Annotated in this window: 6 protein-coding genes and 1 pseudogene; 1 reads left to right on the top strand and 6 read right to left on the bottom strand. The window is 65.2% G+C overall.

Annotation, left to right across the window (positions count from 1 at the left end; all coding sequences use genetic code 11):
• Nucleotides 1-11 precede the first annotated feature (11 nt).
• Nucleotides 12-158 (top strand): annotated as a pseudogene (locus tag KCG88_RS12090) (LysR family transcriptional regulator); the annotation flags it as partial.
• Nucleotides 159-204: 46 nt separating this feature from the next.
• On the opposite strand, the gene KCG88_RS12085 reads toward KCG88_RS12090, so the two are convergent.
• The 6 genes from KCG88_RS12085 to recC form a co-directional block, all read right to left on the bottom strand.
• Entirely contained in the window at nt 205-699 is a 495-nt protein-coding gene (locus KCG88_RS12085; protein ID WP_015634043.1) for an OmpA family protein, read from the bottom strand.
• A gap of 14 nt (nt 700-713) precedes the next feature.
• Nucleotides 714-1,982, bottom strand: coding sequence for a diguanylate cyclase (locus tag KCG88_RS12080; RefSeq protein WP_047283812.1), 1,269 nt, complete (start codon nt 1,980-1,982; stop codon nt 714-716).
• Nucleotides 1,979-2,560, bottom strand: a complete 582-nt coding sequence (locus KCG88_RS12075; protein ID WP_047335642.1) for a YfiR family protein — start codon at nt 2,558-2,560, stop codon at nt 1,979-1,981. Before KCG88_RS12075 ends, KCG88_RS12080 begins: the two co-directional genes overlap by 4 nt.
• Nucleotides 2,561-2,676: 116 nt before the next feature.
• Nucleotides 2,677-4,758, bottom strand: coding sequence for an exodeoxyribonuclease V subunit alpha (gene recD / locus KCG88_RS12070; RefSeq protein WP_210712445.1), 2,082 nt, complete (start codon nt 4,756-4,758; stop codon nt 2,677-2,679).
• Complete coding sequence (gene recB / locus KCG88_RS12065; RefSeq protein WP_210712444.1) at nt 4,755-8,447, bottom strand: exodeoxyribonuclease V subunit beta; 3,693 nt, start codon at nt 8,445-8,447, stop codon at nt 4,755-4,757. The genes recD and recB overlap by 4 nt, the downstream gene beginning before the upstream one ends.
• Nucleotides 8,444-11,896 carry an exodeoxyribonuclease V subunit gamma gene (gene recC / locus KCG88_RS12060; RefSeq protein WP_047283809.1) on the bottom strand — a complete coding sequence of 1,151 codons (3,453 nt, stop codon included), beginning with the start codon at nt 11,894-11,896 and terminating at the stop codon, nt 8,444-8,446. The genes recB and recC overlap by 4 nt, the downstream gene beginning before the upstream one ends.
• Nucleotides 11,897-12,006: the final 110 nt, after the last annotated feature.

Below are 12,006 nucleotides of genomic sequence, written 5' to 3'. Positions count from 1 at the left end.
TTAACCTGAATTCCTTGAAGTTCTGGATGTACTGCCGGGAGGATCTCAGGAAGTTGAAGCGCATCACCCTGTTGTGGGATTACATCCGCGAAGTGACCGAGCAGAATCGGCCGCTGCTGATGGGCGAGAGTCGCAGCATGCACTTCGCCGCCCCCTGACCCTTAGCGGCCGCAAGGCTGCAGCCGCTACCCGGCTGGTCGCCGATCAGTCGGCGATCACCACGATCGACACCCGACGGTTCTCGGTACGCCCGGCCACGGTGCTGTTGGAGGCCACCGGCTCGCTGCTGCCCAGGCCGCGCAGCTGGATGTTTTCTTCACGCATGCCAACCTGGGTCAGCACCTTGACCACACTCTTGGCCCGGCGCACGGACAGTTGCACGTTGTAGGCCTCCTTGCCCGATGCGTCGGTGTGACCATCGACCCGGACCTTCTGGATATCGACGCTGAGCAGCGCCTTGCCGATGCGCTGGACGATCTCGGTGCTGGCCTGGTTCAGGGTTTCCACATCGCTGCCAAACAGCACCTTGCCCGACAGGCCAAAGGCCCAGCCTTCATCCGTCAGTTCGAAGCCCTCCTGTTTCAGTACCGCGATCTGTTTCGGGGTCAGACCTTTGGGCGGCACGCTCTGACAGCCGGCCAGGGCCAGCAGGGCCATGAACACCAGAGTGCTGAACAGTCGAACCGAACGTTGCGTCATTGAGAACAAGGGATTTAGCTCCTGTTTTGAACCTGAACGATTGGAGGCTCCGCCCCCACTGTGTGTTGCCCGCCGCGAGAACCGCGCTTGGCCTGGTACATGGCCGCGTCGGCGGCATTCAACAGACTGCCCGGTGTCGCGCCATGATCCGGGTACACGGCGATACCGATACTCAGCGATGTCAGGATCGACAGGCTGCCGGGCAGTTGAATCGGTACTTCCATGCTGCTGATGATCTTGTCGGCGATGCGCTGGGCATCCTCGACCCGGTGCAGCGGGGTCAGCAGCACGGCAAATTCGTCCCCGCCCAGGCGCGCCACCAGGTCGTCCTCGCGCAACTGCGCGCGAATCCGCGTGGCCACGGCCACCAGCACCGCATCGCCGGCGGCGTGGCCGAAGTTGTCGTTGATCTCCTTGAACCGGTCACTGTCGAGAAACAGCACCGCCATGCGCTCGTTGAGCTTGTTGGCGCTGCGCAGGGCACGGATCAGCCGGCCTTCGAAGAACGCCCGGTTGGGCAGGCCGGTCAGGCTGTCGTGGCTGGCCTGGTGGGCCAGGGTTTCATTCTCGCTTTGCAGATGGGTCTGCCAGGCCTCCAGCTCATCGAGCAGGGCGTTGAAGTCGTTGCCCAGGTTGTCCAGCTCAGCGATCTGCGCCGGTGGCACCCGCTGATCGAAGGCCCGTTCGCGCCGGGCCGCGTGCGCCACATCGGCCAGGCTGCGCAACGGCCCGGTGATGCCTCGCAACTGGCGGCGCGCCAGGTACAGCGCCAACCAGGCGCTGAGGGCGATGCACAGTACGATGCCCACCAGGCCACTGAGGAGAAACCGCAACAGACTGCCGCCATGGCCGGTGACATTGATGGTGCCGATTTCCCGCCCCTGGTGCAGGATCGGCAGGCTGATGGGCTTTTCCAAAAAGGTGCTGGCGACGTGCATTTCCAGATTGGTCAGAAAGCCACTTTCCGGGCGCTGCCAGCTGGCCAGCAACTGGCCCTGGCTGTCATACACCTTGGCGTCGGCCACCTCTTCAGTGGAGGCGATCAGGGCCAGGGCCTCAGTGGCCACCACACTGTCGTTGAACACCACTGCAGCTTCCACGGTGTAGCTGATGGAGCGGGCGATCAGGTGCAGGTTGTGATCGGCGTACACGCGCAGGGCCAACACCCCGAGAAAGGTCAGGGACAGGCTGGCCATGGAGATCGCCAGTAAAGCAACGATCAGGTGGCCGCGACCGATGACCGACCGCAGCGTAGGGCGGGCGTTGGGCTTGAACAGTTTCATGGGGCCGCCGGACGACGACGGGAAAGCTGCAGCACGCTGGGGTGAATCTTCACCCCGCTGCGGGCCACGGAATCCAGATTGACCTCGAACGACACCTGGCTGTCGCCGACCCGCAGGCAGAACAGGCTGCCCACGGTGCACTGGTCGCCCCCCTCGCTGATGCTCAGCACCGGTTGCCCGGTCAGCGAGTTGAACAGGCGGGTACGCTCATCATTGGACAATTTGCCGACGTAGACCGAATCGCACTCACTGGCCAGCGACGGGTTGTTGGCCAGCAGACGCCGCACCAGCACCGGGCGGCCAGTGGCCTGGGTCGTGCCCTTGAGCAGGTCATCGGTGTATTCGGTGGGGCCGACCACGCACAGACGCAGTTGCGCAGGCTCAACGGGCCAGCGAGCGTAGCTGAGAATGCCCAGCACCACTTGGGTTACAGCCTTGGCTCGTTGCTCGGCCAGGCTCGCGGCCGCCGGTGGCTCCGACTGCGCGAAGGCCAACAGGCTGAACAGGCAGAGAATGGTCGACAGCACACACTGTCTCCACCCCAAAATGCGCTCTGTCCTCAAGACAGCCACGTCCATGCAGGGATTCTCTTTGATTTTCACGGAAATGATGCCGCAACGATAGCACAGCCCGGGAAAATGCAGCGAGACCAGCACCCGAGCACGACGCCTGAGAAAAGACGGAAACATGGGTGTCAGTCCAACTCCAGCATCAGCCCGCTCAGGCGCTTGACCTTGCGCCGAACCGCCTCTTCGAACACTCCGGCACGGGGCTCGATCAGGCTGAACCAGTCCTTGGCCCGGGTGATACCGGTGTAGATCAGCTCCTTGGTCAGCACCGGGTTCAGGGCGTCGGGCAGGATCAACGCAGTGTGGGCGAACTCCGAGCCCTGGGACTTATGCACAGTCATGGCGTAAACGGTTTCCACGTCATTGAGCCGGCTTGGCAGCACCAACCGCACCCCGCCCTGGCCATCGTTGCGCGGAAAGGCTACGCGCAGCACCTGACGCCCCGCCTCCGGGCCTTCCTGCTCCGGCAGTTTCAGGGCGATGCCGATATCACCGTTCATCAGGCCCAGGCCGTAATCGTTGCGGGTCATCAGCACCGGGCGGCCCTCGTACCATTGCTGGTCGCTGTCGATCAGCCGGGCCTTGAACAGCGCCTGGGTAATCCGCAAGTTCAGGCCGTCGACACCCCAGGGGCCCTTGCGCACCGCGCACAGCAATTGGAAGCGATCAAAGGCTTGCAGGACATGGCGCGCCCAGTCGGTCCAGCGCCGATCCTCCAGAGGCGTACCCGGCGGCGGGCGCTGGCTGCGCAGCACATTCAGGTAGTGGCGGTAGCCTTGCGGCCCCTCGCCATGACCCTCCAGCAGCAGCCGCTCCAGGGCCCGATCCTGCTCGCCCTTGAGGCTCAGGCCATACAGGTCGGCATGGCTGCGAGCCGCCAGCAGGCGCCGGGCCTCATCGGCCTGCTGCTGGTTGACCCAACGCGCCAGCTGGCCGATGCCACTGCCTTCGCCGAAACGCCGGGAATGGCGCAGCATCACCACCTGCTGCGCCAGGGGATGCTGGTGGGCGCTGTCTTCCTGCAGGCCGCTGGCTCCCAGGTTCTCGCCACTGACCGCCTCCAGCCAGGCCCGGGTCTGCGGGTTGTACCAACCGGCCTCGGCATCACGGCACAGGTCGCCGAGCACGGCGCCGGCTTCCACCGAGGCCAGCTGGTCCTTGTCCCCCAGCAACACCAGGCGTGCATGGATGGGCAAGGCGTCCAGCAGGTTGGCCATCATTTCCAGGTCGATCATCGAGGCTTCGTCCACCACCAGGACATCCAGGGGCAAGCGGTTGCCGGCGTGATGGCGGAAATGCCGGGTACCCGGGCGATTGCCCAGCAAGCGGTGCACGGTGGTCACCTCGCTGGGGATCATTTCCCGCACCTCATCGGGCACCGCCAGGGAACGCACCTGCAAGCTGATGGACTCGGTCAGGCGCGCCGCGGCCTTGCCGGTAGGCGCCGCCAGGCGAATGCGCAGCGGCTTGCGTGCTTCCACCGCCGGGCCCTGAAGCAAGGCCAGCAGGCGCACCACGGTGGTGGTCTTGCCGGTGCCGGGGCCGCCGGTGATGATGCTGAAGGCGCCCCGGGTGGCCAGGGCACAGGCGAGCTTCTGCCAGTCGACAGGCCCCGCCGCCTTGGCCGGGCCGAACAGCCCGTCGAGGCGCGCCGCGAGGTTTTCCGGCGTGGCCTCGGCCGAGGCCAGGCGCTGGCGCAAGGCGTTGTCGATACGCCGCTCATAGGCCCAGTAGCGGCGCAGGTACAGGCGCTTGCCGGACAGCACCAGCGGCCGCTGCCGGGAAGACTCGGCATGATCCGCCGCCAGGGCCACCAGGCGGCTGCCGGCCAGGACCTTGCACCAGTGCGCCCCTTCAAGCCCCATCAACACCTGTGATGGCAGCGCCGGTGCGCCGTTTTGTGCGTCGCCTTCGGGGGGCAGCGACAGGGCGAAGTCCGGCTCCTTGAGGGTTTCGAACAGGTCCAGGCAGACATGCCCGTGCCCCAATTGATGGCTGGTCAGGGCCGCGGCCATCAGTACCAGCGGATCACAGCCCGGGTCCAACTCATGCAGGAAGCCGACAAAGGCCCGGTCCAGGGAACGCAGCCAGCCGCGCTCGACCCAGCGTTCAAGCAACAGCAGCAAGTCGTCGGCGCGGCTCAGGGGCGCCAGGTCGAAGGCCGGTGGCGGCGCCTGGTCCAGTGCATCGAACAGGTCCTGGGTCATAGCAGCACTCCCTGCTCCCAGGCGGGCTCGGCCTTGGGCGGCTCGGGCTGGCCCTGGAACATGCGATCCAGTTGCTCGATCAACTGCCGAGACGGCCGGGCGAAGTAGGCCCCCTGGCTGGCGGCACGGGTGCCCCGCAAGAACAGGTACAAGGCGCCGCCCACATGGCGATCGTAGTCGTAGTCCGCCAGCCGGGCCTTCAATTGCCGGTGCAAGGCCAGCAGGTACAGCACGTATTGCAGGTCGTAACGGTTGTCGAGAATCGATTGTTCCATGGCCTGCTCGGTGTAGGCCGCGTCGTCCGCGCCCAGCCAGTTGGATTTGTAGTCGGCCACGTAATAGCGGCCCTGGTGTTCGAAGGTCAGGTCGATAAAGCCCTTGAACATGCCGTTGAGCAATACCGGCTCGGCCGTGACTCGGGGCGCGCCCTGATGGGTTTGCTGGCGTACCCGCTCATCGAGCTTGAGCACATCGACCTTGTGGCTGGCGAACCAGAACTCCATCTCGACCCGGTACTGGGTCAACTGCCCGAGCACCACCGGTGCCTGGCCCTCGCCCAGGGGCAAGGGCGCTTGCAGCAGGTGCTGCAGCCAGTCGCTCAGGGTCGGGATCCAGCCTTGCCAGCCGCGACGATTGCAGCGCCGGGCCACGGCGTCCTCGATCGCCTCGGGGGCAGCGGCAAAACCCTCCTCCCCGGCCCACTCCAGCAGGCCATGAAGGAAGGTCCCGGGGTTCGGGCCGCGGGGGAAGCGGTGGATATCGCCGCCGCTGGCCAGGGTTTCCCGAGGGGCTTCGGGGTCCAGGCGTTCGTCGTCGAAGAGTTTCTGCGCCTGGGGGTTTTCCGGCGCCTCGGTGCTGCCGGCCCCCAGGATGTCGCTGATGCGCAGGGCACTGTAGGAGGCAATCCACCAGTTTTCCGCGGCGCGGCGGCTGGGCGTCAGCGGCGCCAGCAGGGTGGCCTCGTTGCGCGGTGGCCGATAGCGCTGGTCATCGACGACGGGCAGCTCGGACACGCCAATCGCAGCGCAGCCCTGCTGCAGGTCCAGCAGCCAGCGCAACAAGGCGCTGGATTCGCCCAGGACATCGCCGCCGCCCAGCAGGTAACCCAGGGCCGAAAGGTGCAATACCGAGCTGCTGTGATTGCCCCGCTTGAGATCGGCCACCCCGAGCCAGCAGGCATGCTGGGCCCGGGTCAGGGCTACATAGAGCAGCCGCAGGTCTTCCGCCAGGCGCTCTTCATCGGCCAGGGCAATCAGCTCCGGAGTGGGCCGCAGGCTGACCTGGGGCTTGCCGGCAGCATCGTGGTAATGCAGCGGCAAGCGGCTGCCATCCACCGGCTTGGTGGAACAGATGAAGGGCAGGAACACCAAGGGGTATTCCAGGCCCTTGGACTTGTGGATGGTCACCACCTTGACCAGTTGCTCATCGCTTTCCAGGCGCAGGATCTGCTCCTCCCCCGCCTGCCCGGACAGCGCCAGGTGCTCGGCCAGATGGCGGATCAGGGCCTGCTCGCCGTCGAGTTCGGCGGCGCTTTGTTGCAGCAGCTCGGACAGGTGCAAAAGGTTGGTCAGCACCCGCTCGCCATCACTGCGGGCCATCAGCGCCTGGGGCAGCTGGAAGTCATGCAGCAGGCGCCGCAGCATCGGCAGCACGCCCTGGCTGCGCCAGATCGCCCGGTAGCCACGGAACTGCATGACCCGCGCTTCCCAGGCCAGTTCATCCTGGTTGAGCCGCTCCAGCTCCAGCAGCGGCAGGTTCAGGGTCAGGGACGCCAGGGCCGCGCGCAGCGGCCGCTCCACGTCCGGCTCGGCGCAAGCCTTGAGCCACACCAGCACATCCCGGGCTTCCTGGGCGGCGAACACCGAGTCCTTGTCCGAGAGGTACACACTGCGCACCCCGCGGGCCGCCAGCTCGCCGCGCACGGCCTGGGCCTCCTTGCCATCGCGCACCAGGATCGCGATATCCGCCGGCAGCAGGCCTTTCAGCGCTTGCTGCTCACGGACAAACCCACTGCGCCCCTGCTGGCCGCCATTGAGCAGGCCGACAATCGCCGTGGCGCAAGCCGCCGCCTGATGCTGGCGATACTGGGCCCCGGACAGCGGCTGTTGCGAAGGCAATTGCCAGAAGTTAAGTGCCGGCACCGGCTGGCCGTCGACCAGCAATTGCTCCTTGCGCCCCTGGGCGGCCACCGCCAGGAATGGCACCGGGTTCTCGCCATCCGCTTCGCGAAACAGAAAGGCCCCCTGTCCCTGTGGCCGCTGCTCGGCTTGCAGGAACACATGGTTGACCGCACTGACCATGGCCTGGCTGGAGCGGAAGTTGGTGCCCAGGGTGTGCAGGCGCCCGCTGGTGGCCTGGCGTGCCCGCAGGTAGGTGTAGATATCGGCGCCACGGAAGGCGTAGATCGCCTGCTTGGGGTCGCCGATCAGGAACAGGCCGGTCTCGGGGTCGTTGGCCTCGATCCGGTAGATGCTTTCAAAGATCCGGTACTGCACCGGGTCGGTGTCCTGGAACTCGTCGATCAGGGCCACCGGGAACTGCTCGCGGATCAGGGTCGTCAGGCGCTCGCCGCCATCGCTCTGCAGGGCGCTGTCCAGGCGCAGCAGCATGTCGTCGAAGCCCATCTCGGCGCGCCGCCGCTTCTCTTCTTCGAAACGTGCCCCCACCCATTGCGCGGCGTGTTGCAGGACCGCCGCATCCGGGCTGGGCAAGGCATCGAGGCTGGCCTTGAGCCCGACCATGGCATCAAGCCCGGGGTGATCGGGGGCCGCGCCTTTCCAGGCCTCGCTCATGCCTTCAGGGGTCAGGCGGGTGAAGCCGGTGCCGATGTCCAGTTGCTCGACGGATTCGTCCTCGGCCCAGGCACTGATCTTTTCGAACCAGGGCTCGAAGAACCGGGCCTGCATCTTGCGCCCGTCGACGCTCTTGCTGGCCACGCCTTGCAGGCAGATCTCCCGCAGTTGCGCGGCCCACTCGCGCCAGGGCGCCTTGATCTGCACCAAGGCTTCACGACGTTCTTGCAGGCAGGCTTCGATCAACTCGCTCGGCGTCTGTTCGGGTGGGTCCCGACGCTCGTTGCCGAACATTGCCCGCACCCGGGGCATGAGCTCGGCCGGCCCGACCCAATGGCTGCGCACCCAGTTCAGGGCATCCCCCTGCATCGGGTAGCAGAACAGCCGCCAGTAATCGCGCAGAACCTGGCCCAGCAGGTCGCTGTGATCGGTTTCCAGGGTCTGGGTGAACAGGCTGCCGCTGTCGAACGCGTGTTCGCGCAACATGCGCTGGCACCAACTGTGGATGGTCGAGACCGCGGCCTCATCCATCCATTGCGCGGCGATGTCCAGGCGATTGGCACAGGCGGCCCACTGCTCGACGGGGTATTGCTCACGCAACTCGACGATCAGGCCATCGGGGGCGCTGGTTTCATCGCGAAAGAAGCGCGCGGCTTGCGCCAGGCGCGTGCGAATGCGCTCGCGCAATTCCTTGGTGGCGGCATCGGTAAAGGTCACCACCAGTATCTGCGGCGGCAGCAATTCACGCCCGAAACCCGCCGCCTCGCCGCCATGGCCCAGCACCAGGCGCAAGTAGAGCGCGGAGATGGTGAAAGTCTTGCCGGTACCGGCACTGGCCTCGATCAACTGGCTGCCGCGCAGAGGAAATGCCAGGGCCAGGGGAGCTTGTGCAGTCATGCGCCTGCTTCCTCGCCGAGCGCCGAACGCCAGGGAGCATTCAACAGGGGTCGATAAAGGGTCTCGGCCCAACCGCTGAAGGTTTCATCGGCGATCAGTGCGTTGTAGTCGGCGAATTGGCGGGCCAGGGCCGGGCTTTGCCGGCGTTCGCCCTCGCTGTTCTGGCCGTCGCCATCGTAGGTCTTGCGTGCAGCGGCCGCGGCTTTTTCCGGGTCGCTCTGGCCCAGCCAGGCGAAGGCGGTCTTGATCGCCACCGGCAGCGGCTGGCGCATGCCGGCCTGCCAGGCCAGCAGCAGGTTGCCGAGGATCTGCCGGGCCACCTCCTGCTCCAGCGGCGGCAACAACAGGCTGTCATCGCTGGCCACCAGCGCGGTGGTCAAGGAGTAGCCACTGGCGCAGGCCAACAGATGATTGACCCAAGGCTTGATCAGCCGATGCCATTTACGGGTCTTGGTCGAACCGATGCCGTTGGGAATGGCGCTCACAGCCAACAACCCGCCATCAGCTCGCTGGTGCAGGCTGCTGAGCCAACCCTCCAGGCGCACGCCTTGCAGTTCCAGGCTCACCGGCAACGCACTGGTTACCGGGGTCGGCCACAGGTCGAGCAGTTGCCGATAACGCTGCAACAGGCCCGGCAAGGGCTCCAGCAGTTCGCGCTGCAGGCATTCGCCAAAACCGGCCATGGGTAACAGGCCACTGGCTTGCAGCCTCTGGGCCTGGGCCTGCAAGGCTTGCTCGGGCTGCCCGGCGTCGCTCAGCGCGGCTTCCAGCAGGCTGTCGCTGAGACTGTAGCGCTGCAGGGCATCGAGCACGAAGGGTTCTTCGTCGGCCAGCGGTGCTTCCATGGCTTCAAAGAACACCTTGAGCCTTTGGCTGAAGAAATGCCGCACCGGGTTGCGCAGGAAATCCTGCAACTGGGCAAGGCTCAGAGGCTCGTCCTGAACGTAGGGCTCCAGGCGTTCGACTGCGCCCAGTTCCTCTCGGACCTGATGCAGCACTTGCCATTCCCGGGCGTAGCTGAACAGCGTGTCGCTGTCGTGGAAATAGCGGGCACTGAAGGGTTGCAGGGGATGTTCCTGGGTCAGGGCATCGAGCAGGGAGTCCTGCTCATCGGGCAGCCGCCAGCCGCTGGCCAGGTGATCGCGCAACTGGCCGATCAGGACCGAGGCCGGGCGCTCGCTGTTGTCGCGAATGCTGCGGCCAACCCAACTGACATAAAGTTGGTCACGAGCCGAGAGCAGGGCTTCCAGCAGCAGGTAACGGTCGTCTTCGCGCCGTGATCGGTCGCCGGGGCGGTAGTCGCTACCCATCAGGTCGAAGTCCAGAGGCGGCTGCGCCCTGGGGTAATCACCATCGTTCATGCCCAGCAGGCACACCAGCTTGAAGGGGATGGCGCGCATCGGCATCAGGGTGCAGAAGTTCACCGCTCCGGCGAGAAAACGCTGGGACAGGCGCCCCTGGTCCAGGCCGGCCAGCCAGGCTTCGCGGACCACCGTCAGCGGCAACTGATCTTGCAGGCCCACAGACTCGCAGGTTTCCAGCCAGGTTTCCCGCAGGTCATCGAGCTGTCCCAGCAGGTAATCATCGTGCTCGGTGCTGGCAAGAAAGAACTGTTCCAACAGGTTGTGCAGGCGCTCGCCCCACTCCGCCGGAACCGCCGGCTGGGTGAGTTGCTGGTAGGCGATCTGCAGGGCGTCAAGAAGGGCGACCAGGGGGCCGATTAGCGCTGCATCCAGGCCACCGATCTCGTCATAAGGTTCGATACCGTCACAGGCGTCGGAGCGGCCGACGGCATAGCCCAGGAGCATGCGCCGCAAGCCGAAACGCCAGCTGTTCTGCTCCAGTTCCGGGGGCAGCCCCAGTTCTGCGCGCTGCTCGGCATTCATTCCCCAGCGGATGCCGGCACCTTCAATCCAGCGGTGCAGGGTCGGCAGGTCGGCTTCGTCGACGCCAAAGCGCGCACGCAGGGCTGGAACGTCCAGCAGGTCGAGAATTTCACTGACCGGAAAGCGACTGTCCGGCAGCTTCAATAGATGTTCGACGGCGATCAGCAGCGGGTCACGGCCACGCTGGCCCTGGTCTGTGAGGGTAAAGGGAATGAAGCGCCGGTCATCCCGCTCCAGCTGGCCGAACACGGCGCGGATATGCGGGGCGTAGCTGTCGATGTCCGGGACCATGACGATCACATCCCGGGGCCGCAGGTCCGGCTCGGCACTGAAGCGTGCCAGGAGCTGATCGTGGAGGATTTCCACTTCTCGCTGGGCGCTGTGGGCAATGTGAAAACGGATCGATTGATCGTGCTGGATATCGACCTGCGGCCACAACTCACGAGTTTCATTCAGCGGGCGCAGTTCGAGAATGTCGTCCTGCAATTGCTGGAGCATGCTGGCCGGCTGGCTGTCACTGAACAGATCGATCCGGCCATCGCGAAAAGCGCTGCGATAGCTGTTGGGATCGTCATAGCTGTCCAGCAGGTTGATGTAGTCACGGCCTTGCTTGCCCCAGGCGGCCAGCAGCGGGTGGGCGTGCTGGTGCAGGGTTTGCTGATCCAGGGCCAGGGGCATACCGGCCTTGCGCGCCTGTCGCTTGTATTGGTGGCGCAGCAGGTCCTTGTCGGCAACGATATCGGCCCAGTGATGGCGACAAGGGTTGTGCACACACAGCAGCACCTGACTGAAGCGGGCCAGCCCGGCCAGTGCCTCCAGGGCCTGGGCCGGCAGCGAAGAGATACCGAAAACGATCACTCGGGACGGCAAGCCACTGGGCGCCACCTCCAATTGGTTGATCCGCTCGATAAAGCGCTGGTGAACGCCTGCGCGACTCTGGGCCATCCCCTCGGTGCCGACATCCAACAGCAACGCGCGCCATAGCTCGGCCTGCCAGCAGTTGGCAGGCGTCAGGGCCTTGGTTTCACCACGACCATTGCGCAGTTGGTGGCGGCCGGCAGCCCAATCCTCCAGCCAGTCGGCTCGGTATACCTGGTATTGGTCGAACAGATCCGCCAGACGCTCGGCCAATTGATAGCGCTTGCGCAGGTCACTGTCGTGGGTCAGGAAGCGTTGCAGGGGTTCGAAATGCGGCTCATCGATCAACTCCGGCAACAGGCGCATCAGCCGCCAGGTCAGGGGAGCTTTATCCAGCAGGGATTTGGGCGGGATTTCGTCTCGTCCCAAGACCAAGCGGTACAACTGCCACATGAAACTGCCCGGCAATTGCACATCAATGGCAGCGGCAATACCGCAGCCACCGCCGTCATCCACTTCGGGGTCTTCGGCCAGGGCCAGTTTCAGCCATTGGGCGATACCGTTGCTCTGTACCAGGGCAATTTCATTTTCCAGGGGCGCCAGGGGGTAACGCCGCATCCAGCTGACCACCAGGCTGCGCAACTCGTCCAGGCGGTTACCGTGAACCACCATGAAACCAGGGTTGAGGGACGAGGCGTCCGGCATAAAGGCTTCCTTGGAGAATGCAAAAAGCTAGGGCGGAACCTTAGCACTGTCACCGGGCAGTGGCAGCCGGGTCGAGCAAACAGTGACAGGAAAGCGCCAGGCTTTTATGT

This window comes from Pseudomonas sp. MWU349, from assembly GCF_017947325.1.
Classification (GTDB): Bacteria; Pseudomonadota; Gammaproteobacteria; order Pseudomonadales; family Pseudomonadaceae; genus Aquipseudomonas; species Aquipseudomonas protegens.
This window is presented reverse-complemented; position numbering and strand designations above follow the sequence as displayed.